A 25680-nucleotide genomic window follows, 5' to 3' on the forward strand; every position below is an offset into this window, starting at 1 on the left:
ACGCAACAGACTGCCCCCACGCCCGCCGGCCGGCCGCACCCGCCCGGCCGGCGCATCGACCCGGCCGCCGACCAGGGCCGTCGGGCCGCGAGCACAGGAAGTGAGGAGACGTGTCCCCATCGGCCCCCGGCCCCGTCGACGAGCTCGCCGGACTGCACCACGGCGGCGAACTCGCCGCCGCATACCCGCGCGTGCACCGGCTGCTGGCCCACGCGGACGACGCCGCGCTGAACCGCGCGGGACAGCTGCTGGCCCGGCTCGACCCGGACGAGGTTCTGCGCCGTCATCCCACCACCCCGGCGCTCACCGTCGCGGTCACCGGGCACGGCACGCTCAATCCGCTCGTGCCCGCGCTCACCGCTCAACTGGCCAGGCACGGGCTGCTGATGCGGCCGCACCTGACCGACTTCGACGGTTACGTGTTCGCGCTGTCCGACCCGACGAGCCCCCTCTACGCCGCCGATCCCGACCTGGTGCTCTGCGTGCTGGACCCGGCCGTCGTCTTCGACGAACTGCCGCTGCCGTGGGGACCGGACGACGTGGAGCGGGTCTTCGCGGAGAAGCTCGCCCTACTGCGGGGGCTCGTCGCCCGGTTCGCCGCCACGGCGCGCGGCACACTCGTCCTCAACACCCTGCCGCTGCTGCGCAAATACCAGGCCCAGCTGGTCGATCACCGGTCGCGCAACCGGCTGGCGGCGGTGTGGCGCGAGGCCAACGCGGCGCTTCTGCGGCTGCCCGAGTCCCACCCCTGCCTCGTGGTGCTGGATCTCGACCCGCTGCTGGCCGAGGGCATCGCTGCCCAGGAACCCCGCTTCGCGGCCTACACCGGTGCCCAGCTCTCGTCCGACCTGCTCGCCGCGTACGCCAGGGAGGCCGGACATCTCGCCCGTCATCTCGCCGGCCGTACCCGCAAGGTGCTGGTCCTGGACCTCGACAACACCGTGTGGGGAGGAATCCTCGGCGAGGACGGACCCGATGGCATCGAGGTGGCCGGCGGTCGCCGGGGGGCGGCGTTCCGCGAGTTCCAGCGGACCGTCAAACAGCTCGCGTCGCAAGGGGTCCTGCTGGCCGCCGTCAGCAAGAACGACCCGGAGCCGGTCACGAAGGTGCTGCGTGAGCATCCCGAACAGACACTGCGCGAGGACGACTTCGTCCGGGTGACAGCGAACTGGCAGCCCAAGCACGACAACCTCACCGCGCTGGCCGCCGAACTCGGCCTGGGCACCGACAGTTTCGTCTTCGCCGACGACAGCGACTTCGAGCGGGGGCTGGTCCGCCACCAGCTGCCCGAAGTGGCCCTCGTCGACCTCGACGACGAGCCCGCGCTGCACACCGTCCGGCTGCTCCAGGACGGCTGGTTCGACATCACCGAAGCGACGACCGAGGACCGGGTCCGCGCGACCCGGTACCGGGAGGAGCTGGCCCGAAGCGACTTCCTTCAGGAGTTCACCTCCCTGGACGACTACCTCGACGAACTCGACGTCAAGGTGCAGGTCCAGCGTGCCGGTGCGGCCGACGTGAACCGGGTATCCCAACTGACGCTGCGCACCAATCAGTTCAATCTCACCACGCAGCGGCTGCAGACCGCCCAGGTCACGGCGCTGATCGAGGAACCGGGGGCGGAGGTGCTGACGGTCCGTGCCGCCGACAGGTTCGGCGACAACGGGCTGGTCGGCGCGGTGTTCCTGCGCCGCGAAGACAGCGGCACCGCGGGTCCCGGCGGCGGGGAGGTCCTGGCCATCGACAACTTCGTGCTCAGCTGCCGGGTCTTCTCCCGCGGCATAGAACAGGCCGTGCTGTCCACCGTCCTTCGGTACGCGGAGTCCGAGGACCTCCCGACAGTACGGGCCGCATACCTCCCCACCGCCAAGAACCATCACGTCCGCGACTTCTTCCCGCGCAACGGCTTCACGGCCACCGGCCCGGCCGGCGACGGCGGAGCCGCGTTCCGCTACTCCTTCGCCGACGACGGCAGCGCGCCGCAGGCGCCCCCGCACATCGGCCTCAGCACCGACCTGGTGCCGCCGTCGCCCGCACCGGGCGCGACATCCGTGAGAGGAAAGCTGTGACCACCATCGACGACCTGCTCGACCTGCTGCGCGACGAACTGGGCCTGCCGATCGGCCCGGGGGACGCGGCCCTGCGGCTCGAACAGATTCCGGGCTGGGACTCGGTCCATCTGCTCTGGCTGGTGACCACCCTGGAGCAGCGGACCGGGAACCGCCTCTCCCTGCCGGACTTCCTCGACGCCCCCACCCTGGGCGAGATCCACCGCCTCGCCACGACCGGCGCCCGACCGGCCGGGGCAGTCACGGAGACCGAACGTTAGAACCGTTTTAGCCACGGACGCCAGGCTGGTCCCGTGACGTCAACTCGTTTGGTCAAAACCGATACGGACGCCTTCCGCCGCACACTGGGCCGCTTCACCACCGGGGTGGTCGCGGTCACGGGGCTCACCGAGCTGAACGAGCCGACCGGCCTCGCCGTCAACTCGTTCACCTCGGTCTCCCTCCAGCCACCCCTGGTCTCGTTCTGCGCGGCCCGGACCAGTGTCACGTGGCCGCGGCTACGCGGAACGGGTCGGATCTGCATCAACATCCTGAGCGAGCACCAGCAGGACGTCTCACGACACCTCTCGGCCCGCGGGGGCGACAAGTTCCGCCACCTCTCCTGGTCCCCGTCCCCCTCCGCCCTGCCGGTGCTCGACGGTGCGCTCGCCTGGCTGGAGTGCTCGCTCACCGCGGAGCACGCAGCGGGCGACCACGACATCGTCGTGGCCCACGTCGACCATCTGGCATCCGACCTGACGACCGCCGGACCCCTGGTCTACTACCGCGGCAGCTACAGCGAACTCCGCACGTAAGGAGATCAGGTCGACTCGCGCACGACGAGTTCATTCGGCATGATCACCGGCCCGGTGGGGCCGCCGTCGACCAGGCCCAGGAGCAGGTGGACGGCGGCGGTCGCCTGGTCGGCCATCGGGCTGCGCACCGAGGAGAGCGCGGGACTGGTGTAGGACGCGGCTTCTATGTCGTCGAAACCGACGACCGCCACGTCTTCGGGGACACGCCGGCCCGCATGATGGAGGGTGCGCAGGGCTCCGATCGCCATCAGGTCGTTGGCTGCGAACACCGCATCGAGGTCGGGATCGTCCTCCAGGAGCTGCCGCATGGCCTCGGCGCCGGAGGCTCTGGTGAAGTCGCCCAGTGCCACGATGGAGCGGCGGCCGGTGTCACGCAGCGTCTGACGGTAGCCATCGAGACGCTCACGCGCTTCGTACAGTTCGAGCGGGCCGGTGATGGTGGCGATCCGGCGCCGGCCGCGCTCCAGGAGATGACGCACGGCCAGCGCCGCTCCGCCGGCGTTGTCCAGCGCCACGTACGGGACGTCCTGTGCGGAGGTGCGGTTGAAGGACACAACAGGCAGGCCCTGCCGGGCCAGTGCGGCCGGCAGCGGATCCGTCCCGTGCAAGGCGACCAGGAGCACGCCGTCCACGTGCCCGCCGGCGATGTACTGCACGACTCTGGTCCGGCTCCGGTCCGATTCCGCGAGCATGAGCACGAGTCGTTTACCCGCCGTCTCGAGCTCTCTGCTGACGGCGCGGACCACGGCGGAGAAGAGGGGGTCGTCGGAGACGACTCCTTGAGGCGGGTCGGATACCACCACGGCGAGGGTGTCTGTGCGGCGGGTGACGAGATTGCGTGCCGCGCCGTTGGGCACGTAGCCCAGTTCGTTCACGGCGCGCATGACGACGTCTCGGATCTGCGGGGCGACCGTCGTCTCGCCGTTGATGACCCGGGAGACGCTCGATTTGGACACGCCCGCTCGGGCGGCGACCACGTCGAGAGTGGGGCGTTTCATACCTGTCCGTCCCCTGTGCCGCCGCCCGGGTTCGTGCGCGGGGCGGGTTTTCTCATCGGGGCGACCTCCGGCTCAGCGTCATGGCGATGCGAGCAGCGTATCCGCAGGCCGGAGCGACATGAGCATGACCGGAGCCCCGTCTCCTTCAGCGCCACCCCCGTGGCTTTCGGTGCGCCGCTTAGGTCATGAGAGACCGCTCCCTGCATAAGTCGCAGGTGTTACATCGCTGTTTTTCCAAGGTGAAGGAGCCCTTGACAGCCTTCGTCGGCCCCTCCATCCTCCCTTTCAGGGAGCGCTCCCTGACTCCCCCACTTGAGGAGTCGCCCATGCAAGCGCCCCTGCGTCGCGTCAGCTTATTTGTGGCCCTCGCGGCCGCACTGCTCGCTTTCCTCGCTCTCCCTGCCCCTTCCGCGCAGGCGGCGGAGGTGCTGCTCTCTCAGGGAAAGCCCGCCACCTCCTCGAGTACCGAGGGAGACTTCAGCGCTCGTAGCGCCGTCGACGGCGATCCGGGGACGCGCTGGTCCAGCGCCTTCGCCCACCCGCAATGGATTCAGCGGCACGGCGTTCAGGATCGAGGTATCGAGCGACGCGGAGCGGTGTACGGGGCTTCCCGGTTGAGGACGACCCGGCTGATCCCGGCACTTGCCTCGAGGCCGATCGGTCCCGGCGGGAACCTGGCGGTCGGAGGGGACTGGCCGGGCCCGACGGACGCGGGCACCCCCTTCCCCGCCAAGCGGCTCGCCGACTACGTCCGGGTCTACCAGTAGCCTCCCGCCCCTCCGGCCGACCGGCATTCGCAAAGCTCCCTGGCCGCTCCGCCCGCCCTTCGGGGCGGGCGGGGACACCGGACTCACGCCGCCGGTACGCGCAACCGTCCGGCTCCTGCTCTCCCCTCGCTGTGCTCCGGCAAGAAGCCGGCCCTTCACCCCCTACGCTCGTGAGGAAGTCACATGCGCAGATATCCCGTCCCTCTGTACACACTGCTGGTGAACGCTCTGGTGGTCGTGCTGGCCGCTGCTCTGGGCCTGACCGTCTCGGCCCAGCAGGCGCAGGCCGCGTCGGTCACCGTCCAGGCCGAGTCCAACAGCGCCCAGTCGGGTGTCACGTTGGAGGGGACCGCGGACACCGGAGGCGGGCAGAACGCCGCGTTCCTCTCCGACGGCGACTGGATGCGGTTCGACAACGTCGACCTCGACGGGGCCGGCCGGCTGACGGTGTCGGCCCGGATCGCTTCCGCCGCCGGCACAGGCACGGTGGAGTTACGCACGGCCGACCTGACCGGACCGCTGCTCGCCGTCATACCGGTCTCCCAGACCGGCGGTTGGCAGAACTGGGCGACCCGGACCACCGAAGTCACCACCCACCCCACCGGTTCACAAACGGTGTTCGCCGTGCTGCGCAGCACGACACCCAACGACTTCGTCAACATCAACTGGTTCTCCTTCGTCGGCGCGGGGGATGCCGCAGCAGCTGGATGGGTTCCCATCGACCAGGCCAAGTGGAACGCTCAGCTGGCGGAGTTCCGTGCGATGACGCCGGCCGCGGTGCCCGCCGGTGTGGTCCGGGTTCCGGAGTTCAACGCAACCTGCACCTACAGTCACTCCAAGCCGGACGACCCCATCGTCCTGCCGGGCCTCCCCGGCGCGTCCCACATGCACAGCTTCTTCGGCAACAAGAGCACCGACGCGTTCTCCACGACCCAGTCACTGCTGGCCAGCACGCCGACCAGTTGCACCCCTGCCAACGACCTCTCGGCGTACTGGATCCCCACCCTCTACGAGCACAACACGGCCGTAGAACCCGAGGGCATGATCGTCTACTACGGTTCCCGGCTCCCCGACCCGTCAGTGACCGTGCCCTTCCCGCAGGGGTTCCGCATGATCGCTGGTAGCGCCAAGACGCAGACGCCCACTCCGGCGGGATCGCCCGGCCAGTTCTGGTGCGCCGGCGAGGGCGGCGAGATCGGCCGCAGCGCCGACGGCAACTGGCCGCTCTGCGCCCCGAAGGCCCACCTCACCCACCAGCTCGTCTTCCCCGACTGCTGGGACGGCAAGAATCTCGACAGTCCCGACCACAAGTCCCACGTGGCGTTCACCTACGACGGCAAATGCAGCGGCGCCTACCCCGTCGCCATCCCCAACCTCTCTTTCGTCACCAGTTACCCGACCAGCGGCAGCGCGGAAGGCTTCCAGCTGGCCTCGGGCATGGCATCGTCCATCCACGGTGATTTCTTCAACGCCTGGGACAACGCCGCGCTCGGACACCGCGTGAAGGACTGCATCAACCAGAAGGCCAAGTGCAGCTCCGCCGGCACGTTCTGACCCTGTGGTCGGTATGCGCCGTGGCCATGGCGCTGCTGGCTGTCGGCTGCTCCGCGCAGCCGACAGCCGGCTCGTCACCGCGACCGGCCTTCAACGCCACCGACACCGCTTGGATCCTGTTGATGATCCCCATGGCCGAGCGTGCGCAGCTCCTGACCGATCTGGCTCCTTCCCGCACGGCGGACCCGGGCCTGGCCGAGCTGGCGGCGAAGACCGGATCGGCACTGCGCGGAGACCTGCGCCGACTGCGCGCGGTGCTGCGTCTCTCAGGCGTCCCCGATACCCACCCCCACGAGGGGCACAACATGCCGGGCATGGTAAGCCTCGGCACCCTGGAGAAGGCGGCAGCCACGAACGGCCAGGCGTTCGACCGGATCCTCACCGACGCGCTGCGCGCCGGCTTCACGCAGTCCCGGTTGCTCTGCGCCGGCGAGCAGACCCAGGGCCAGGCCGACGAGGCGACGGACCTGGCCGCAGCCATCGCGAGGAGCACGGCCGAGCAGACCTCCCGGCTGGACCAGTTGCGAGCAGCACAGCCTGCACCGTCGGGCGACGAGACCACAGTGGCGCCCGGTCCGGGCCCGAGCGCGGCCAGGACCTCTGTCGCCTCGCGAACCCGCGGGGTGCAGAGGGCCGGGCCGCCCGCTCCGAAGATCCAGAATCGTGGCTGACGTGGTCCGGGTGGGCCCGGTGTGGATTCGCCTTGTATGCGGCCATCCGCGTGCGGCAGTCCGCGTTCGATGCCGGCAACGTGCCCCCCTGCGCTGATCCGGCCTGGGCCGGACGGAGGACCCTAGTTCGTGTACTGGCAGAGCCCCCGCGGCAGGTAGGCCCCGTGCCCCGCGTGGCCCACGTACGCACGGTTCTCGATCACCGGGACACCGCGGGACAGCACGGTCTCCACCCGACCCGTCACGTGCTTGCCCTCGTAGGCCGAGTAGTCGACGTTCATGTGATGCGTCTCGGCGGAGATGACCTGCTCGGCGTGCGGGTCGTAGATGACGATGTCGGCGTCGGCGCCCGGTGCGATCGTGCCCTTCTTCGGATACAGGCCGAACATCCGGGCCGGCGCGGCGCAGGCGATCTCGATCCAGCGTCGGCGGCTGATGTGTCCGTCGACGACGGCCTGGTGCAGCAGGTCCATCCGGTTCTCGACGCCCGGCATGCCGTTCGGGATCTTCGAGAAGTCGCCCCGGCCCATCTCCTTCTGGCCCTTGAAGCAGAACGGGCAGTGGTCCGTGGAGACGACCTGCAGGTCGTTCGTCCGCAGCCCGCGCCACAACGCCGCCTGGTGCTCCTTCGGGCGCAGCGGGGTGGAGCAGACGTACTTGGCGCCCTCGAACTCGGGCTCCGCCAGGTTGTCGGTCGACAGGAAGAGGTACTGCGGACAGGTCTCGCCGAATACGGGATGGCCCTCGTCCCGGGCTCGCGCGAGTTCGGCGACGGCCTCCTGCGCCGATACGTGCACCACGTAGAGCGGGGCCCCCGCGACCTGGCTCAGCTTGATCACCCGGTGCGTCGCCTCGGCTTCGAGCAGCGCCTTTCGTACTTCACCGTGGTAGCGCGGGTCCCGCTCACCGCGCTCCAGCGCCTGTTCCACGAGCACGTCGATGGCGAGCCCGTTCTCGGCGTGCGTCATCACCAGGCCGCCGTTCGAGGCGGCCCGCTGCATGGCGCGGAGGATCTGGCCGTCGTCGGAGAGGAACACCCCGGGGTACGCCGTGAAGAGCTTGAACGAGGTGACGCCCGCCGAGACGAGCCGGTCCATCTCCTTGAGCGAGGACGCGTTCACATCGGACATGATCATGTGGAACGCGTAGTCGATCGCGCACTTTCCGTCCGACTTCTCGTGCCAGGCGTCGAGGCCTTCGGCGAGCGAGCCGCCCTTGGACTGGATGGCGAAGTCGATGATGGTCGTGGTGCCACCCCAGGCCGCGGCCCGGGTGCCGGTCTCGAAGGTGTCGGAGGCGAACGTGCCGCCGAACGGCATCTCCATGTGGGTGTGCCCGTCGACGCCGCCCGGGATGACGTACTTACCGGTGGCGTCGATGGTCCGTTCGGCGGTCCAGCTCGCCGCGGCGTCGGTGCCGTGCGCGGCAAGCGCGGCGACACGGCCGTCCTCGACGAGTACGTCGGCGTGGATCTCGTCGGACGCGGTGACGACGAGGCCGCCGTGGATGACGGTGCGGCTCATGTACCCCTCCTCACTGTGGCGGAATGGGTCGACGCACGTGGGCAGGGTGCGTGACGAAGAACGTAGAAGTGGGTGACGCGGTGTGGCAACGCGCCGCGCCGGGGCGCGCCGCACGGTGGCGCAGCGCCCCGGCACGTGCTCACCCCAGCGTGCGCAGTGCGTCGGCGAGGATCGCCGCGCCCTCCTCCGCCTCCGGGATGGAGAGCGAGAGGGGCGGGGCGAGGCGCAGCACACTGGTGTTGTGGCCGCCGCCCTTGCCGATGAGCAGGCCGCCCTCGCGGGCCGCTTCCAGCACGGCTGCGGCCGCCGCGGGATCGGCCTCGTCCGTGCCCGGCTTCACCAGTTCGATGCCGATCATCAGGCCACGGCCGCGTACCTCCCGGACGTGCTCCGAGGCGGCGCCGATCGCGCGCAGCCGCTCGATGAGCAGGCCGCCGACCCGGCGGGCGTTGCCCTGGAGATCGTGTTCGAGGAGGTAGGAGAGGTTCGCGAGGCCGGCGGCCATGGTGACCGGGGAACCGCCGAACGTCGAAATGGAGTTGGCGTCCAGGCAGTTCATGACCTCGGCACGGGCGATGACGCCCCCGATCGACATGCCGTTGCCGATGCCCTTGGCGAAGGTGACGATGTCGGGCGGACCGCTCTGCCCGTGCGCCTGCCAGCCCCAGAAGTGCTCGCCGGAGCGCCCCCAGCCGGTCTGCACCTCGTCGGAGATCCACAGGATGCCGTGCCGGTTCAGGACTTCGCGGAACGCCGCGTACAGGCCGTCGGGCGGTGAGGTGAACCCGCCCACGCCCTGGATGGGTTCGGCGATCAGGGCTGCGGCATCCCTGGTGTGGCCGAGCAGGTCCTCCAGGTCCGCGACGCAGGCCGCGATGAACTCCCCGTCGCTCAGGTGCGCGTACGGTCCGCGGCTGCGGACGCCCCCGTGCACGTACAGCGTCTGGAGCGGCGACAGGCTGGTCGGTGACCAGGCGTTGTTTCCGGTGATGGAGACCGCGGAGAAGGACCGGCCGTGGTAGCTGTTGCGCATCGCGAGGATCTGGTTGGACCTGCGGTACGTGGTGGCGAGCAGCAGCGCTGTGTCGTTGGCCTCGGTGCCGGAGGTGGTGAAGAAGACCCGGGCCTCCGGGATGCCGGAGAGCGTGGCGACGCGCTCGGCGAGCTCGACCATCGGCCGGTTCAGGTAGAGCGTGGAGGAGTGGATGATCCGCGCGGCCTGCTCGCTGACCGCCTTGGTGACCTCGGGCAGCGCGTGGGCGGTCATGGTCGTGAGGATGCCGCCGAAGAAGTCGAGGTAGCGGTTGCCCTCCGCGTCCCAGACGTGGCGGCCCTCACCGTGGGTGATCTCCAGCGGGTTCCGGTAGTAGAGCGCCAGCCAGTCGGGGCTGACGGCGACATGGCGACGGTGCAGGCTGCTCACGGCTCGACCAGCCCCTCGTAGGCGTCGGGGCGGCGGTCCCGGTAGAACGCCCACTGCTGGCGGACCTCGTCGATGAGCCCGAAGTCCAGGTCGCGTACCAGGAGTTCCTCGGCCTTGTCGCTGGCCGGCTCACCGACGAACTGCCCGCGCGGGTCGACGAAGTAGCTGGTGCCGTAGAAGTCGTTGTCGCCGTACTCCTCCTGGCCGACGCGGTTGATCGCGGCGATGAAGTACTCGTTGGCGACGGCGGACGCGGGCTGTTCCAGCTGCCAGAGGTAGCCGGAGAGACCGCGCGAGGTGGCTGACGGGTTGTAGACCAACTGGGCTCCGTTGAGTCCGAGTTGACGCCAGCCCTCGGGGAAGTGCCGGTCGTAGCAGATGTAGACGCCGACCTTGCCGACCGCCGTGTCGAAGACCGGCCAGCCGACGTTTCCGGGCTTGAAGTAGTACTTCTCCCAGAACCCCTTGACCTGCGGGATGTGGTGCTTGCGGTACTTGCCGAGGTAGGACCCGTCGGCGTCGATCACGGCGGCGGTGTTGTAGTAGAAGCCGGACTGCTCGACCTCGAAGACCGGGACGACGATCACCATGCCGGTCTCGCGGGCCAGCTCCCGCATCCGCTGCACGGTCGGCCCGTCGGGCACGGGCTCGGCCCAGCGGTAGTGCTCGGGCTCCTGCACCTGGCAGAAGTAGGGGGCGTTGAACACCTCCTGGAAGCCGATGATCTTCGCCCCCTGCCGGGCGGCCTCGCGGGCATGCTCCTCGTGCTTGGCGATCATGGATTCCGTGTCGCCGGTCCAGGTCGCCTGGACGAGTGCGGCGCGTACGACTTGGGACATGAGCTGCTCCTTCGACGCGGCGTCAGAGAGCCTCTTCGCTTTTCTACGCCCGTAGACACGTGCGTAGAGGAGAACGTAAGCCCCGTCACACAGCGGGGCAAGACCATCGCCGTGAACCAGCGGAGTCGATCATGTTTCACACCCGTGCGGTCCATTCCCGGAAGCGAGGTGGACAAACACGGTCTGCACCCGGGTGCATCAGGATCTTTCGCTTGGATCAGGCCTGATCCAGACAAGAGGCCCTAAGCGATCCCCGCCACCCTGAGCGCGTGCACCACGTCCCGCTCCCGCGCCCCGGACACCCCACGGGCCGCCGCCAGCAATTGCGGTACGAGGTGGTGCGGATCGCTCTCGGCGATCTTGGCCGCGTCCTGCGGTGTCCGCACCCGGACGAAGGCACCGAGCAGCGCCTGCGCCTGCGGGCCGCGGCCGGCCCGGTCCAGCGCGACCACGGCGTCGGCGATCTCGGCGGCGGGCCGCACTACGCCCTGGCGCAGCAGCCGGTCGCAGTCCTCCGGCCGCCCCGCCTCGGCCAGTGCGGCCGCGGCCGCCGCGAGCACGGCCGGAGACAGCGAGGACACCTCCCACAGCAGGGTGGCCCAGTCCGCGCCGAGCCCCGCCCGATGGAGCTCGGCGGCGAGCACCGGCAGCCGGTCCGCGGGCAGGCCGGCCGCCTCGCAGAGCACACCGTGCGCCTCCCCGCTGCGCCCCTCCGCCCGCAGCCCGAGCAGGGTCGCCACGGTGTCGCGGGCGGCCTGCAGCGCGGCGGGATCCACGGCGGCCGGGGCGGGCACGGCAGGGGCGTCGCCCGCGCCCGGGGCGCCGCCGAACCGGGCGCCGCGCGGCACGGCGGCGGCCGCCGCCGGCGGCACGGGCAGGACGGATGCGGCGGACTCGGTGCTCTCCTCGTCCACGTCCAGACCGGCGAACCTGGCACCGCGCGGCTTCTTGCGCGCGGGGGCGGCGGGCGCGCGGGCGACCTCGACCCGCTCCGGTACGGCCTCGGGTTCCGGCGCCGCCCCGGGACCGGGTTCCGGCTCCGCGCGGAACCACCCCGCGGGCACCGCCACCGCCGCCAGCCGTCTGCGCAGCTCGGCACAGCGGGCCGTGGCGCGGGCGTGGTCGTCGCGGGCCCAGGCGACCGCCTCGGCGTCCACCACGCCCGCGTCACCGCCCGCGTGGGCCGTCCGCAGCCGCTGGGCGGCGTGGCTCTGCTCCCGCAGCATCAGCTCCAGCCGCTCCACGAGCTGCTCCCGCCCGCCGGGGCGGCGGTCGTGGGCTACGGCAGAGACGGCGTAGAGCTCGGCGGCGCGCACCGACTCGCGCTCCGCGAACACGGCCCCGCGCTCCGTCGTGAGGTCCACGAGGAGCGATTCCATCACGTCCCAGGGCGGGAGCTCGGCGCCCTCCAGACAGGCCCGCATCCCTGCCGGGTCGCGCCGGCAGAAGACGCCGTACCAGCCCCGCCCGGAATCGAGCAGCCCGGTCAGGTATCGCAGATAGCGCGCGAACTCGCCCATGGACACAGCATGCTGATGCACCGTCATCGTCGCCCTCGGCCGCCGTCGACTGGAACCTTCCAGTCCGCAGGCATTCGACCGCAGCCGTGTTACGGGACGGCTACGCGCTCTTTTCGGCCCGGGTCCGAGAGGCGCGCGGCTCCGCGCGCGAGCGCCCCCCACATGCCCGCATCCGGGCTCAGAAGGTGACGGCGATGCCCGTGTGCGGTCGCTTGCCGAGCCGGGCGATCATCGCCGGGTAGTCGAGCAGCCAGTACTTCCAGGTGTACTTGCGGGAGATCGCGCGGCGCACCGCAGCCGTCCCGTCGGCTTCGAGCAGCCGCCCGGTCCCTTCGGCGCTGGGGGCGCCCTCCGCGATCCGGCCGCGCACGTCACAGACGGTGACGCGGACGCGGCTGTCCTTGCGCAGCCGCTTGACCTTCCACGAGTCGGTCTTGGTCCAGATGAGCAGCTCGCCCCCGTCGGCCGCCGCCCACACCGGCGTGGCGACGGGCGTGCCGTCCTTCCGGTACGTGGTGAGGCTGACGTACTCGCTGCGCGCGAACTCCTGGAGGCTCATGGCCCAACCCTACGCATCCGCGGGGCGGGGCGGCGGGGCCCGGCGCCCTACCCGGCCAGCGGGACGACGTCGGGCTCCGGGACACAGCGCGGGAGCAGTTCGTCCATCGAGAGGCCGAGCGCCCCGGCCAGTGCCGCGACGGTGAAGAAGGCGGGCGTGGGAGCGCGGCCGGTCTCGATCTTGCGCAGCGTCTCGGCCGAGATCCCGGCGCACCGGGCGATGTCGACCATGCTGCGGGGACCGCGCGCCTCGCGGAGCAGCCGGCCGAGCCGTTCGCCGCGCAGGTGCTCTTCAGGGGTGAGGGGCGTTCGTACCATGCCGTCATTCTAATACCGTCCGAACCGGTATAGTAATTGGCATGGTGCAGCTCAAGACAGATACATCCATCGAAGCCATGCGTGAGGCCGGCCGGGTCGTGGCGCAGTTGCTGGCGGCCGTGCGGGAAGCGGCGGCGGTCGGCGTCTCGCTGCGCGAACTCGACGAGGTGGCCCGCGGGGTCCTGCGCGAGGCGGGCGCCGGATCGCCGTTCCTGAACTACCGCCCGCACTTCGCGCCCGTCCCGTTCCCCGGCGTGATCTGCGCATCGGTCAACGACGCGATCGTGCACGGCATCCCGACGGACCTGCGGCTGCGCGACGGCGACCTGGTGAGCATCGACGCGGGGGCGACGCTCGACGGCTGGGTCGGGGACTCGGCCATCAGCTTCACCGTCGGCCGCGCCCGGCCGGCGGACACCCGGCTGATCGAGACGGCGTTCGCGGCGCTGGACGCGGGCATCGGGGCCGCCGTCGTGGGCAACCGCATCGGCGACATCGCACACGCGATCGGCACCGTCTGCCGCACGGCCGGCTACGGCATCCCGGAGGGGTTCGGCGGGCACGGCGTGGGCCGGTCCATGCACGAGGACCCGGCCGTGCCCAATGAGGGACGGCCGGGCCGTGGGATGCCGCTGCGGCACGGCATGGTGCTGGCCATCGAGCCGATGCTGATCGGCAGCGGCCAGGACGCGTTCCACCCGGACCGGGACGGATGGACGCTGCGCACGTCCGACGGCAGCCGGGCCGCGCACGCCGAGCACACGGTGGCGATCACCGACGACGGACCGCGGATCCTGACCGCGGTGTGATAGCAGCGCCCTCGTCCGGACTCGTGCCGGACCCGGCCTGATCCGCACGAAAGACCCTAGTTGTTCTGAAGGAATTCCCTGGCGAGGGCGTCGCCGGCGGTCACGGCGGCGTCGTGGCTCTCGATCGGCGACACCGTCGAGTCCTTGAACAGGATGTACGTGACGCCGGACTCGGTGCCGCCGGTCTCCGGGTCGGGGTCGATGCCGAGGGCCTGGGCCGTGGCGTACGAGGCCTCACCGATGATCTGGTCGGGGCCGGTGTCGCCGACGACGGCGTACTGCACCTTGTCGCCGTAGACGACGGCGACGACGCCACCGCCCTTGATCCCGGCGCTGCCGTAGTTCCAGATGCTGCTGCTGCTCGGCACGACGACGTACGGCAGCTTCTCCGCGCTCAGCGGCTGGCCGCCGGAGGTGTGGAATGCGGTGTCGTCCTGGAACCACGGGTCGGTGTCCGCGTTGCAGGCCGTGGTCACCTGACCGTCGCAGTCGATGTCCATGTCGGCCTTCCAGAACACCGCGCCGTTCTTTCCGCAGACCGGAATCGAGGCCGAAGTCTCCTCGTCCGTACGGTACTTGCCGTTCGAGATCTGGGAACAGGAGGAGACCTTGGCCAGCAGGTCGGCCGCGCTCACGGAGCCTTCCCTGATGCCGGCCGACGACTGGTCCCCGGACGAGACGGTCCCGTCCGCCGTGGAACCGGCGCCGTCGGAGGGGCCGTCGGAGGGCCCGTCGTCGTCGGCGGCGGAGACCGGACGGGCATGGGCGACGGTGGCGAGGTGCACCGCACCCGGGGCCGCCGCGGCGGAGGGGGAGACGGGGCCGGCCGGTGCGGCCGGCGCCAGCGCCCCGGCCGCGAGCAGGGCCGCGCCGGAGGCCGTGGCGAGGGCAAGCGTTCGCATACGCACTGTGGGGGTGCCCTTCTGTTAGGAAAGTTTCCTTACCAACGTGGCCAAGATGCCCCCCTAGGCATGTTCGCGTCAAGAGTTCGGGGCCGGCCCCGCAGGTTTTCCCGCGGCCGGCCGGCCCCACCCGTGATGCTATTGACGACCCGTCAGGACCGGCCGCTCGGCCTCACCACCATCGCCGAGCCGCCGCCCCGCCGCTCCTTCTCGGCGGCAGCGAGCCACCGCCCGTCCGGCAGGCGCTGCACACCCGTCGCCGCTCCGATCTCGGGGTTCAGCTTGAAGGCATGCCCCAGGGCTTCGAGCCGGGCCCGCACGGGGCTGTTCCAGAGCGCGGGTTCCAGCTCCGTAGTCGGCGCGTTGCGCTGACTGGCGCGGGGCGCCGCGATGGCGTCCACCAGCGGGAGTGCCCGGTCGACCTTGCCGATCAGCGACTGCAGCACGGTCGTGATGATCGTGGCGCCGCCGGGCGATCCCAGGGCGAGCACCGGCTGCCCGTGCTTCAGCACGATGGTCGGCGAGATCGACGACCGCGGCCGCTTGCCCGGACCCGGCAGGTTCGGGTCGTGGACGGCCGGGTCCGCGGGCGCGAACGAGAAGTCGGTCAGCTCGTTGTTGAGCAGGAACCCGCGCCCGGGCACCGTGATGCCGCTGCCACCGGTCTGCTCGATGGTCAGGGTGTAGGCGACGACGTTGCCCCACTTGTCGGCGGTCGTCAGGTGTGTGGTGTTCTCCCCCTCGTACGTCGTCGGCGCGGCCGTGCCGCCGGCGGCGCACCTGGCCGGGTGGCGGGGGTCCCCCGGGGCGAGCGGGCTGGTCAGCACCGCGTCGTCCTTGATCAGGCACTCACGCGAGTCGGCGAACCGCTGGCTGAGCAGTCCCTTGGTCGGCACGTCCTCGAACGCCGGGTCGCCGACCCAGCGCCCGCGGTCCGCGAACGCGATCCGGCTGGCCTCGATGAAACGGTGCAGGTACTGCGTCTCGCTCGCCTTCGAAAGGTCCGTGGACTCAAGGATGTTGAGGGCCTCCCCCACCGTGGTACCACCCGAGGAGGACGGCGCCATGCCGTACACGTCGAGTCCCCGGTAGTCCACCTTCGTGGGCGCCTGCCGCAGTGCGCGGTAGGAGCGCAGGTCCTTCGTGGTGAGGTCGCCCGGCCGCACCACCCGGGACGAGCCGGCGTCCACCGGCGGATTGCGTACGGTCCGCACGACGTCCTGGGCCAGCTTGCCCCGGTATATCTCGTCGAGCCCCTTGCGGCCGACCTCGTCGTAGGTGCGCGCCAGGTCGGGGTTCTTGAACACCGAGCCGACCTGCGGCAGTTGCCCGCCCGGCAGGAAGAGCTTCCTGGTCGCGGGGAAGTCGGCGAACCTGGCCTGGTTGCCCTCCGTCTGGGAACGGAACGTGCTGTCGACGACGAAGCCGTCCCGGGCCAGACGTTCGGCCGGCTTCAGCACCTGCCGCAGCGACTTGCTGCCCCAGGTGTCGAGCGCGGTGTCCCAGGTGGCGGGGGTGCCCGGCGTGCCGACCCCGAGTCCACTGGTGACGGCGTCCTCGAAGGCCAGCGGCTTGCCGTTCTCCAGGAAGAGGGAGGAGTCGGCGCTGTGCGGCGCGGTCTCCCGGCCGTCGATGGTCTGCACGGTGCGGGTCCTGGCGTCGTAGTGGACGAAGTATCCACCACCCCCCAGTCCCGCCGAGTACGGCTCCGTCACCCCGAGCGCCGCCGCGGTCGCCACCGCCGCGTCCACCGCGTTGCCGCCGTTGCGGAGCACCTCGATACCGGCGGCGGTCGCGTCGGCGTCGACGCTGGAGACCGCACCCCCGTATCCCACCGCGACGGGGGATTTGGGCGGCGGCTCGGCCGGTGGCGCGGACGAGGACGGGGCGGCTGCCCCGACCGACACCACGGCGGCGAGAACCCCCAAGAACGACACATTCCGTGCAACGGAACGTCGCATGCGCACCTCCAGTGAAGGATTGTCCGCGCAGGGTAGCTCTGCCCCGGCCGCCCCGTCAGGACCGCCTCGAACTTGAGGCCGAATGCCCGCTAACATGCCCGCCCATGACTGACGACGTACGCAACATCGTGCTGGGCGTGATAGCCGCCGGCATCAGTGCCGCCCTCGGCTGGCTCGCGCGCACCTACCTCTGGCGCCGCAAGCTCCGCCGCAAGCAGGCGTTCTTCGGGCTGCCCGGGAACTCGGAGTGCCTGCTCGTCGTCAACCGCGACGCGGGCGGCGACGGGGCCGTCCACCGCCACGACGTGTTCGCCCTGCTCGAACTCTCCGCGCTGATCAAGGACTGCTCCGCGCATGCCCAGATCCTGTCCCACGACGTCGCCCAGCAGGGCTTCGGCGAACGGACCGAGTTCTGCGTGGGCGGACCGGTCTCCAACCGCCGGATGGCCGCGCATCTGCATTCGCTGCTGCCCGGCGTGAAGGTGAACACCGACGCCGAGCCCGGCCCGGACCGCAACGCCTTCCAGATCGGCTCGGAGCGCTACCGGGTGGAGAAGGGCACCGCCGAGTACGTACTGCTGGCACGACTGACGGCCGGTCAGGAGGCCCGCCCGGTCTTCCTGTTCTGCGGACAGCAGGCGATCACCAACCAGGCGGCGTCCCGGTATCTGGCCCGCAACCACGAGCGGCTGTCGCGCAAGCACGGCAACAATTCCTTCTGCCTGCTGCTGAAGGTGGTCAACTCCCAGGCGTACGGCCCGGACGTCGTGGAGCTGGTGGCGGATGTGACCCGTGCCGCGCAGGCGCCCGCACCCGCGCCGGCGCCGCGGACCTCGCACCGCGCCTCCGGCTGAGGGCTCGGGCCGAGTGCCGCGCGCGGCCTGCGGGTACCGGGCGCGGTCAGACGGAGCAGTGGGCCGGCCCGATGACACCGTCGGTCCCGGTCACCGTCACCGCCTCGCCCCGGTCGGCCGTACGGGCCTGCGCCGCGGTGCAGAACAGCTGCTGGCGTGCCGTCTCGGAGAGTCCGTTGACGGGGGCGTCCAGAGTCACCTGCACGCCCTGCGCGCTCAGCCGGACGCTCAGTTCCACGCGCCCGTGAGGAAGTTCGGAGCGCAGCCCCGCGTCCCGTTCCGCCTTGGAGGGGCCGGCGAAGAGCAGGGACAGCGCCTTGTCCGCGCCGGCGGAGGCCTCTCCCGAACCCGCACCGGCGGACCCGTCCAGCGGCTCGCCAGGCCGTACGACGGGCAGCAGCCGGGATGCGGAGGACGAGGAGACGAAGTACAGGAGCGTGCCCAGGGGGCGGGCCGGTACCACCTCCACGATCGCCGGTTCGCCGGCCTCGACGACGTCCGTCGCCCGTATCCCGCACCCGGCGCTCAGCAGCGCGACGGCCAGCGTCGCGCCGAGCGCGCGTCCGCCTCTCACCCTTCCGCCAGCGGCAGTTCGACGATGAGGACCGCGCCGCCCGAAGGGCCGTTCACGGCATGGACGCTGCCGCCGTGCAGCCGGACGTTCTCCTGGGTGATCGCGAGGCCCAGACCACTGCCGGCCGACCGGGTGCGCGCGGCGTCGGCCTTGTAGAACCGGTCGAAGATGTGCGGGAGCACCGCGGCGTCGATGCCGGGTCCGCTGTCGGCGATCTCCGTCACCAGCCGGCCCCTCCCCTCCCGCTGCTCGGTCCGCAGCCGTACGGTCACGGGCCCCGCCCCGTGCCGCAGGGCGTTGCCGACCAGGTTGGCGACGATCACGTCGAACCGGCGGGGGTCGAGCACCGCCCGTACACCGGTGGGCAGTTCGGTGTGGACACGGTCCTCCCAGTGCCGGCCCTGCAGCGTCTTGCGGATGGTCTCACCGACGTCGACCTCGTCCAGATGGAGATCTGCGGCCCCGGCGTCGAAGCGGGAGATCTCCATCAGGTCCTCCACCAGGGTGGCCAGCTTCACGGTCTCGGAGCTGATCAGCCGGACCGCCGCCGCGGTGTCGGGGCGCAGCTCGCCGGCGTCCTCGTCGAGCACCTCCGTGACGGCCAGCATCCCGGCGAGCGGGGTCCGCAGCTCGTGCGAGACGTCCGAGGCGAACCGTCTGGCCCGCGTCTCGGCCTGCCGGAGCTCCGCAACGGACTCCTGGAGCTTGGTCGAGGACTCGTTGAACGTCCAGGCAAGTTCGGCGATCTCGTCCGATCCGCGCACCTCGATCCGGGTGTCGAGCTCGCCCCGGCCGATACCCGCGGCGGCCCGGCGCAGATCACGCACCGGGCGCAGGACGCTGCGCGCGGCGAGCAGCGCGGGCACCAGGGCGATGAGCAGGGCGGGCAGGGCGCCGTCGCGGGCCGCGGTGACCATGGCCTCGACGTTGGCCTCCTCCGTGGCGAGGGGCATCACTGCGTACAGGACGAGTCCGGTGGGCTGGCGCCCGTCACCGCGGTCGAAAAGCGTCGGCATCCCGACGGTCAGCCAGGGCCTGCCGTCCTTCACGACCCGCTGGAACGAGCCGTGGCTGTTGTCCCGGGCGGCCGCGCGCAGCCCGGGCGTGATCACACCCGAGGACGGCCGGTCCGAGGAGGAGACCCGCAGGTTCCCGTACTCGGCGAAGACGGTCCACGTGTGCGACTTCCCCTCCCGCGCCAGGGAGAGGCACATGTCCCGCAGCCAGACCCGGTCCAGCGGAAGGCTGACGCCCTGTGCGCCGACCCGGTCGCGGAACTGGGCGACCGCGGTGTCCTGCGCCTGCTGGAGTATCGCCGAGCGGGCCTCGCGGTAGGTCAGGGTCGCGGTGGTGGCGGCGCTGACCGCGGCGACGAACAGGAACGCGGCGATCAGCCGGGTGCGCAGACCGAAACGGGCGGCGAACAGTTTCATCCGAGCGGTCCGAAGCGGTAGCCGAATCCACGGACGGTCTGGATGTAGCGGGGCTGCCGGCCGCGTCCTCGATCTTCTGCCGCAGCCTGCGCACGCACGCGTCGACCAGCCGCGCGTCGCCGTGGTAGCTGTGTTCCCAGACGTATTCGAGGAGCTGCTGGCGGCTGAAGACCTGCTCCGGCGAGGCCGACAGGTGCAGCAGCAGCTTCAGTTCGGACGGGGCGAGCAGCAGGCGCTCGCCCGCTTTGGCGACGGTGAGCCCGGCGCGGTCGACGGTCAGTGCGCCGTGCCGCTCGCTCCCGCCGCGCCCCGCCGGTTCGGCGAGCCGTCGCAGCACCGCGCGGATCCTTGCCTCTATCACCTCGGTGCGGGCGGGCTTGACGATGTAGTCGTCCGCGCCGGCCTCCAGGCCCACGACCACGTCGAAGTCGTCACCTCTGGCGGTGAGCATGATGATCGGCAGCTGGCTGGACTCGCGGATGCGGTGGCAGACCTGGACGCCGTTCATGCCGGGCAGCATCAGGTCCAGGAGGACCAGTTCGGGCCGGAAGTCCGCGAGGGCGGCGAGACCCGCCTCCCCCGTCCCGACGGTCCGCATCTCGTGTCCGCGCCTGCGCAGCCCCAGTTCCACCCCTTCCCGTACGGCGGGATCGTCTTCGATCAGGAGCACGCGAGGCATGGTGTCGGTATCCCAGCAGTCAAGGAGCGAGCGGATGGCGAGGAGGGGTGCGCGGGCCGGTGCCGCCTCAGGTGCGCCGCAGCCGGCCTTGGACGGCTGTCAGCGCCTTGCTGACCTCGGTCAGCCGCAGCGGGCGGGCCAGCAGCGCCACCACCAGGACGAGGACCACGACCCCGGCCCCCGCAGCGGCGAAGTCTCCGAGCCCGGCCCCGTCCGTGTCGGCGGTACGCGCCGCCACGTACGCAAGCAGTCCCGCCGGCACGCACGCGGCCACCAGCCGGGCGTGCGCGAGCACCGCGGGCGAGCGCATCGCTGAGGGCCGGTCCGCACCGCTTCCGGAGACTTTGCGGTGCAGTACGTGAGCGGTGACGGCGAAACCGGCGAACAGCGCAACGGAGTACGCCCCGGCCATCCCCGTCACCGCCCAGCGCGCGGGCAGCAGCAGATAGGCGGCCACCGAGAGCCCGGCGTTGAAGGCCGCGATGACCAGGTTCAGGAAGAACGGCGTACGGGTGTCGCCCATCGCGTAGAACCCGCGGGAGAGCACGTACTGCCCGGAGAACGCGATGAGTCCCGGTGCGAAGGCCGCCATCATGCCTGCCATCACGGTGATGTCCGCCGGGTGCGTCTGTCCGTATCCGAACACCGCACCCATCACCCATGGTGCCAGCGCCAGCAGGGCCGCGGCGGCCGGGACGACGACGGCGGCGGAGGTCCGCAGCGCGTACGAGAGGTCGCGCCGCACGCCCGCCAGGTCGCCGTCGGCCGCGGCCCGGCTCATCCGCGGCATCAGCGCGGTGACGAGGCTGACGGTCACGATGCCCTGCGGCACCACCCACAGCTGGTAGGCGTAGCTGTACGCGGTGTATCCCGCGCCGCCCGCCACGTGCTGCTCGGCGGCGTGCTGGCCCGTCGCGGTGGAGAGCCGGGTCACCACCCAGTAGGCGGCCTGGTTGGTCAGCACGAGCATGACGAGCCAGCCGGCCGCGCGCAGCGGCCTGGTGAGTCCGCTGCCGCGCCAGTCGAAGCGCGGCCGCCAGCGGAACCTCGCGGCGCGCAGGGCGGGCACCAGCGCCAGGGTCTGCACGGCGATCCCCGCCGTGGTCCCCCAGCCGAGCCACCCGGCCTGCGCGGAGGTCAGGCTGCCGTCCGAGCCTGCCGCGGTCCAGAGGTAGAGCCCGAACACCCCGATGATCACGACGTTGTTGAGGACCGGGGTCCACATCATCGCGCCGAACCTGTTGCGGGCGTTGAGCACCTGGCCGAGGAGGGTGAAGAGCCCGTAGAAGAGGATCTGCGGCAGGCAGTAGCGGGCCAGGGCGATGGTGAGTTCGGCCTGGTCACCGCGGTAGGTGGGGGCGTACACGGAGATGATGAGGGGTGCGCCGGCGACCGCGAGGGCGGTGAGGGCGAGCAGTCCCACCGTGCAGAGGGTGAGGAGCCGGTCGGTGTAGGCGGCCCCGCCGTCGGTGTGTTCCCTGGCGGCCCGGACCAGCTCGGGCACGAAGACCGCGTTGAGCGCGCCGCCGATGAGCAGCATGTAGAGGATGTTGGGCACGGTGTTGGCGACCGTGTAGCCGTCGGCTCTCAGGCCGGTGCCGAGTGCGGCCACGACGACCGCCGAGCGTATGAACCCGGTCGCCCGCGAGACGACGGAACCGGCGGCCATGACGGCGCCGCTGCGCAGCACCGAGCCGGATCGCTGCTGCTCGCGCTCCGGTGTGACGACCGTGCCGGCGGCCGGCTCCGCGGCCGTCATCGGCGTGCCAGGTAGGCCTGGAACGCCCGGTGCAGCGCTTTGTTGGCGGGGCCGCCCATCGATGTCTCCCACTCTCCGAGGGTCTCCACGACCTGTCCACCGGTGCCGAACTTCCAGCGCAGCAGCCCGTAGGGACGGTCGTCGGGGTCGAGCGTGGAGGATATCCCGCGCATGTCGTACACCTCGGCGCCCAGGGCGTGGGCGTCGAGCATCATCTGCCACTGCAGGGCGTTGCTGGGGCGGACCTCACGGCGGTGGTCGGCGGAGGCGCCGGTCTGGTACCAGACCCGGCGACCGGTGCTGATCACGGTGTGGGCGGCGAGGATCTCGCCCTGGTGAACGGCGAGGCAGAGTCTCATCCGGCCGGGCTGTTCGGCGTTGAGTGCGGCGTACTGCCGCTGGTAGTACCCGAGGGAGCGGCCCAGCCGGAAGCCGTCGCGCTCCTCCGTGATCCGCAGCAGCCGGTGGAACTCGGGCAGTTCGGCGGCGCCGCCCGTCACGATGCGCACCCCCGCCTTCCCGGCTCGGCGGACGTTTCGGCGCCATTCCTGGCTCAGCCCCGCCCACAGGTCGTCGGGGGTCCGTCCGCTCAGCGGCACCCGGAAGACGTACCGGGGCTGGGCGTCGGCGTCGTCCCCGTCCCCGCCGCAGCGCCGCCAGCCGCGGGCACGCAGCCGGTCGGCCACGGCCGCGCCGAGCGGGTCGACCTCGCTCGCCAGTACGTCCCCCACCGTGCGGCCGGGGCCGGTGGCGGCCTTGAGCCGGGCGGTGTCCCAGCGGCGGTAGGCCGGGGAGGGGCCGATGCGTACGGCGAACGCCCCGGCCCTGCGCAGATGCGTCAGGAGCGGTCGGAGCCACCGGTCGATTCCGGGGTCGGCCCAGTCGGCGACCGGCCCTTCCGGAAGGTAGGCGAAGTACTTGCGGGTGCCGGGCAATTGCCGGTAGAGCACCAGTGCGCTGCCGGCCAGTTCACCGCCTTCGCCGTGTCAGCCGATCATTTCCGAGGACCATTGGTCCTTCACCCCGGCCCAGGACGGGTACTGCAGAAAGCTCGCGTCCGCGTGCGTGGCCACGTGCGCGAGGTGCTCGGCCGCGGTGAGGCCGCGCATCGGTGTTCCCTGGTCACGGCTGCGGTCTCCGGTCGCGAGCAGCGCTGACATGTCCGTGGCCCTCCGTCGTGGGCCCCGCGGTCGGCTCGGCGGGGCTGCACAGGATGCTCACAGCGGACCATGACCGGTCCGCGCGCCGGATGTGACCGGACGATGACCGTTGCGCTGCGCTCCTTGTCACACAGGGAATTCCCGCTTCTCGGCCTCCCGCCGTACGCGGCGGTCGTCCCGGCCTCGGCAGGCGTGGGGTGGGTCAGTAGTACTGGACCAGGCAGAATTCGTGCTCTTCGGGGTCGGCCATCACGACGACCACGCCCTCGTCGAAGTCGTGCCGCTCGCCGGTGGGCCGGCCGCCGAGGGAGATGACCTGGGCCATGCCGTGGTCGATGTCGTCGACTGCGACGTCGAGGTGCAGGCGTACCTTGCCGTGGTCCGGATCGGTCACGGGCTGGAAGTTGAGCCGGGGCTGAGCGTCGCCGGGACGGCCGAGGTAGACCCAGCCGGGCCGGGACGGCATCGCCGGGCGGTCGAGCAGTGCGCTCCAGAAGCCCGCGACCCGTTGCACGTCGACGCAGTCGATGGTCACTCCGGTCCAGCGGTTCGTCACGTCGTCAGCGCTCCTGTGGTGTCTGCCGGAATGCCGACGGCCCCTGCCTCCTCGGCCCGGCAGCCCATCAAACCAGGGCGGCACTGCGCTGTGAACCGGATACCGCGCTCTCTGCCGCGCCCGCCTGCCCGCCGACGCGGTACGTCACGTCCCGGGCGTCCACCGCGTGTGGCGCGGGGCGGACGCCGGGCCGGCCGTTCCCCGTGGGCGCGGAGTGTTCCTCCGACGCCCACGACGTCCCGGCCGGTCACCGACGCGCCCAGATGGCCGACACCGTCGGCCGGTCGTACACCGAGCACAACCCGGCCGGCTCGCAGCTGACCTTCTCCTCACCCGGCACGGACCCGTCGTACGTCTCCGTGCCGTTGCGCGAGAAGTGATCACCGACTGCTGCCGGGCAGGCACCGCTCCCGGGGACCGCCTCGCGGCAGGTCCCGGCTACTGCCCTCCGGGCAGCAGCGTTCCTGGTTGGGCCGGTGTGACATCCACCGCCTCCGTCTTCGGATTGCGCCGCTGCCGCTTGGCCACCCAGGTGGCGAACCAGGAGAGCAGCATGCACATCCCGATGTAGATCGGCGAGATCACCATCACCACAGGGATGAAGGGAAGATCGTAGTCGAGGTTGGAGGCGATGAGCTTCCCGGCGTGGAGGAATTCCTCGTAGGTGATCAGATAGCCGAGCGAGGTGTCCTTCAGGGCCACCACCAGCTGGCTGATGATGGTGGGCAGCATCGCGCGTACCGCCTGCGGGGCCAGGACGAAGGTCGTGACCTGCGTCTTGCGCATGCCCAGGGCGAACGCGGCCTCGTGCTGGCCGCGTTCCACCGAGTTGATGCCGGTACGGAACACCTCGGCGAGCACCGAGCCGTTGTAGAGCGTCAGTCCGGTGACCAGTGCGGGCAGCGGCTGCACCTTCAGCGCGACGAAGATGAAGAAGATCATCACCAGTACGGGCATGGCGCGGAAGAACTCGACGAGGATCGTGGCCACCCAGCGCACCGGCCGGTGGTCGGAGAGCCGCCCGACGGCGAGGACCGCCCCGAGGGCCAGCGAGAGCACCGCTGCGTACGCGAACGCCTTGAGGGTGTTGCCGAGCCCGCGCAGCAGCAGTTCCTGGATGCCCTTGTACTCGAAGGGCGACCACTTGGCGCTGGTGAACTGGTCGGTGTCGAAGAGCAGGTAGATGATCCAGCCGATCAGGGCCAGGATCAGGATCGTCGAGACGATTCCGTAGCCGAGGTGCCGCTTGCGGGTCTGCGGTCCCGGGATGTCGTAGAGCGCGGTGGCGGAGGGAGCGGTGTGGGTGGTCATCGGGCGACTCCCCAGCGCTTTTCCAGCACGTTGAAGATCGCGCTGATGGTCAGAGTGATGATCAGGTACCCCACGGCGATCCAGACGAAGGTCCAGATGATGCTGTAGCCCAGTTCGTTGAGCGTCTTGTAGGTGCCGAGCAGCTCGGTGACGCTGAACGCCCCGGCGATCGCCGAGTTCTTGGCCAGCGCGATGAGCGTCGAGCCGATCGGCGGGATCACCGAGCGGAACGCCTGCGGCAGCACCACGTTGCCGAGCGTCTGCCCGAACGTCATGCCGAGGCTGCGGGCGGCCTCGCCCTGCCCCGTGGGGACGGTGTTGATGCCGGAGCGCAGCACCTCGCAGATGAACGCGGAGGTGTAGCAGCCGAGGGCGAGGACCGCGAAGACCTTGAACGGCAGCACCAGGCCGAAGCGTGGCAGGCCGAGCAGCACGGCGAAGAAGAGCAGGGTCAGCGGCGTGTTGCGCAGCACGGTGACCCAGACCGTGCCGAGCACCCGGAGCGAGCCGACGGGCGCCACCCGGAAGGAGGCCATCACGAATCCGAGGACCATCGCCAGGATCGAGGCGTAGACGGTGAGTTCGACGGTTCCGAGGAAGCCCTTGGCGTAGAGCGAGAAGTTCTCGGTGAGTACGTCCATGGTTCTG

At 70.9% G+C, this 25680-nt stretch carries 22 protein-coding genes and 4 pseudogenes; 9 read left to right on the plus strand and 17 right to left on the minus strand.

The window, feature by feature from the left end; translation table 11 throughout:
* The first annotated feature begins 110 nt into the window (after positions 1–110).
* Genes LNW71_RS02630 through LNW71_RS02640 form a run of 3 tightly spaced genes read left to right on the plus strand, consistent with a single transcriptional unit; the run spans position 111 to position 2863 of the window.
* Positions 111–2069, plus strand: a complete 1959-nt coding sequence (locus tag LNW71_RS02630) for an HAD-IIIC family phosphatase (protein ID WP_250966729.1) — start codon at positions 111–113, stop codon at positions 2067–2069.
* Positions 2066–2329, plus strand: a complete 264-nt coding sequence (locus LNW71_RS02635; RefSeq protein WP_250966730.1) for a phosphopantetheine-binding protein — start codon at positions 2066–2068, stop codon at positions 2327–2329. The genes LNW71_RS02630 and LNW71_RS02635 overlap by 4 nt, the downstream gene beginning before the upstream one ends.
* Positions 2330–2377: 48 nt before the next feature.
* Positions 2378–2863 (plus strand): flavin reductase family protein, encoded by a 486-nt coding sequence (locus tag LNW71_RS02640; RefSeq protein ID WP_250966731.1) that lies wholly within the window; start codon positions 2378–2380, stop codon positions 2861–2863.
* A 5-nt stretch (positions 2864–2868) separates the two neighbouring features.
* Here LNW71_RS02640 and LNW71_RS02645 read toward each other — a convergent pair whose 3' ends face one another.
* Positions 2869–3861: a LacI family DNA-binding transcriptional regulator gene (locus tag LNW71_RS02645; RefSeq protein WP_250966732.1), complete on the minus strand. Its 993-nt coding sequence runs from the start codon at positions 3859–3861 to the stop codon at positions 2869–2871.
* Between the two features lie 326 nt (positions 3862–4187).
* On the opposite strand from LNW71_RS02645, the pseudogene LNW71_RS02650 reads away from it, so the two are divergent.
* The 3 genes and pseudogenes from LNW71_RS02650 to LNW71_RS02665 form a co-directional block, all read left to right on the plus strand.
* Positions 4188–4415, plus strand: a pseudogene (locus tag LNW71_RS02650) (discoidin domain-containing protein); the annotation flags it as partial.
* Positions 4416–4811: 396 nt separating this feature from the next.
* Positions 4812–6182: a DUF1996 domain-containing protein gene (locus tag LNW71_RS02660; RefSeq protein WP_250966733.1), complete on the plus strand. Its 1371-nt coding sequence runs from the start codon at positions 4812–4814 to the stop codon at positions 6180–6182.
* Between the two features lie 26 nt (positions 6183–6208).
* Positions 6209–6853: a DUF305 domain-containing protein gene (locus tag LNW71_RS02665; protein WP_250966734.1), complete on the plus strand. Its 645-nt coding sequence runs from the start codon at positions 6209–6211 to the stop codon at positions 6851–6853.
* A 122-nt stretch (positions 6854–6975) separates the two neighbouring features.
* Here LNW71_RS02665 and hydA read toward each other — a convergent pair whose 3' ends face one another.
* From hydA to LNW71_RS02695, 6 genes are all read right to left on the minus strand, one after another.
* The gene (gene hydA, locus LNW71_RS02670; RefSeq protein ID WP_250966735.1) at positions 6976–8376 is read right to left on the minus strand and encodes a dihydropyrimidinase; all 1401 of its coding nucleotides are present in this window, start codon (positions 8374–8376) and stop codon (positions 6976–6978) included.
* 139 nt (positions 8377–8515) lie between these two features.
* Positions 8516–9799: an aspartate aminotransferase family protein gene (locus LNW71_RS02675; protein ID WP_250966736.1), complete on the minus strand. Its 1284-nt coding sequence runs from the start codon at positions 9797–9799 to the stop codon at positions 8516–8518.
* Positions 9796–10638, minus strand: a complete 843-nt coding sequence (locus tag LNW71_RS02680) for a nitrilase-related carbon-nitrogen hydrolase (protein ID WP_250966737.1) — start codon at positions 10636–10638, stop codon at positions 9796–9798. Before LNW71_RS02680 ends, LNW71_RS02675 begins: the two co-directional genes overlap by 4 nt.
* 242 nt (positions 10639–10880) lie before the next feature.
* On the minus strand, positions 10881–12185 hold the full coding sequence (locus LNW71_RS02685) for a hypothetical protein (protein WP_250966738.1): 1305 nt from the start codon (positions 12183–12185) through the stop codon (positions 10881–10883).
* 151 nt (positions 12186–12336) lie between these two features.
* Entirely contained in the window at positions 12337–12717 is a 381-nt protein-coding gene (locus LNW71_RS02690; protein ID WP_250966739.1) for a PPOX class F420-dependent oxidoreductase, read from the minus strand.
* A 47-nt stretch (positions 12718–12764) separates the two neighbouring features.
* Complete coding sequence (locus LNW71_RS02695; RefSeq protein WP_250966740.1) at positions 12765–13034, minus strand: helix-turn-helix transcriptional regulator; 270 nt, start codon at positions 13032–13034, stop codon at positions 12765–12767.
* Positions 13035–13075: 41 nt separating this feature from the next.
* Between LNW71_RS02695 and map the strand changes: the two genes are divergently transcribed.
* Positions 13076–13843 carry a type I methionyl aminopeptidase gene (gene map / locus LNW71_RS02700; RefSeq protein ID WP_250966741.1) on the plus strand — a complete coding sequence of 256 codons (768 nt, stop codon included), beginning with the start codon at positions 13076–13078 and terminating at the stop codon, positions 13841–13843.
* Between the two features lie 56 nt (positions 13844–13899).
* On the opposite strand, the gene LNW71_RS02705 is transcribed toward map, so the two are convergent.
* On the minus strand, positions 13900–14745 hold the full coding sequence (locus LNW71_RS02705; RefSeq protein WP_250966742.1) for a glycoside hydrolase family 75 protein: 846 nt from the start codon (positions 14743–14745) through the stop codon (positions 13900–13902).
* 152 nt (positions 14746–14897) lie between these two features.
* Positions 14898–16706, minus strand: a complete 1809-nt coding sequence (ggt, locus tag LNW71_RS02710; RefSeq protein ID WP_250966743.1) for a gamma-glutamyltransferase — start codon at positions 16704–16706, stop codon at positions 14898–14900.
* 104 nt (positions 16707–16810) lie between these two features.
* Between ggt and LNW71_RS02715 the strand changes: the two genes are divergently transcribed.
* Positions 16811–17560, plus strand: a complete 750-nt coding sequence (locus tag LNW71_RS02715) for a hypothetical protein (protein WP_250966744.1) — start codon at positions 16811–16813, stop codon at positions 17558–17560.
* 46 nt (positions 17561–17606) lie between these two features.
* Here the strand turns inward: LNW71_RS02715 and LNW71_RS02720 are convergent, their stop codons facing one another.
* The 6 genes and pseudogenes from LNW71_RS02720 to LNW71_RS02745 all read right to left on the minus strand — a co-directional run bounded on the left by LNW71_RS02720 (position 17607) and on the right by LNW71_RS02745 (position 23721).
* Positions 17607–18134 carry a hypothetical protein gene (locus LNW71_RS02720; protein ID WP_250966745.1) on the minus strand — a complete coding sequence of 176 codons (528 nt, stop codon included), beginning with the start codon at positions 18132–18134 and terminating at the stop codon, positions 17607–17609.
* On the minus strand, positions 18131–19567 hold the full coding sequence (locus LNW71_RS02725; protein WP_250966746.1) for a HAMP domain-containing sensor histidine kinase: 1437 nt from the start codon (positions 19565–19567) through the stop codon (positions 18131–18133). Before LNW71_RS02725 ends, LNW71_RS02720 begins: the two co-directional genes overlap by 4 nt.
* A pseudogene (locus LNW71_RS02730) lies at positions 19564–20246 on the minus strand (response regulator). The gene LNW71_RS02725 and the pseudogene LNW71_RS02730 overlap by 4 nt, the downstream one beginning before the upstream one ends.
* Positions 20247–20313: 67 nt before the next feature.
* Positions 20314–22005: a murein biosynthesis integral membrane protein MurJ gene (gene murJ / locus LNW71_RS02735; protein ID WP_250966747.1), complete on the minus strand. Its 1692-nt coding sequence runs from the start codon at positions 22003–22005 to the stop codon at positions 20314–20316.
* Positions 22002–23165: pseudogene (locus LNW71_RS02740) on the minus strand (lipid II:glycine glycyltransferase FemX). Before LNW71_RS02740 ends, murJ begins: the two are co-directional and overlap by 4 nt.
* A 202-nt stretch (positions 23166–23367) precedes the next feature.
* Positions 23368–23721: a VOC family protein gene (locus LNW71_RS02745; RefSeq protein ID WP_250966748.1), complete on the minus strand. Its 354-nt coding sequence runs from the start codon at positions 23719–23721 to the stop codon at positions 23368–23370.
* A 176-nt stretch (positions 23722–23897) separates the two neighbouring features.
* On the opposite strand from LNW71_RS02745, the pseudogene LNW71_RS02750 reads away from it, so the two are divergent.
* A pseudogene (locus LNW71_RS02750) lies at positions 23898–24101 on the plus strand (acyl esterase); the annotation flags it as partial.
* Between the two features lie 58 nt (positions 24102–24159).
* Here the strand turns inward: LNW71_RS02750 and LNW71_RS02755 are convergent.
* Positions 24160–25032, minus strand: coding sequence for an amino acid ABC transporter permease (locus LNW71_RS02755; RefSeq protein ID WP_250966749.1), 873 nt, complete (start codon positions 25030–25032; stop codon positions 24160–24162).
* On the minus strand, positions 25029–25673 hold the full coding sequence (locus tag LNW71_RS02760; RefSeq protein ID WP_250966750.1) for an amino acid ABC transporter permease: 645 nt from the start codon (positions 25671–25673) through the stop codon (positions 25029–25031). The genes LNW71_RS02755 and LNW71_RS02760 overlap by 4 nt, the downstream gene beginning before the upstream one ends.
* Positions 25674–25680 lie beyond the last annotated feature (7 nt).

The sequence above is a fragment of the Streptomyces sp. RKAG290 genome (assembly GCF_023701695.1).
GTDB lineage: Bacteria > Actinomycetota > Actinomycetes > Streptomycetales > Streptomycetaceae > Streptomyces.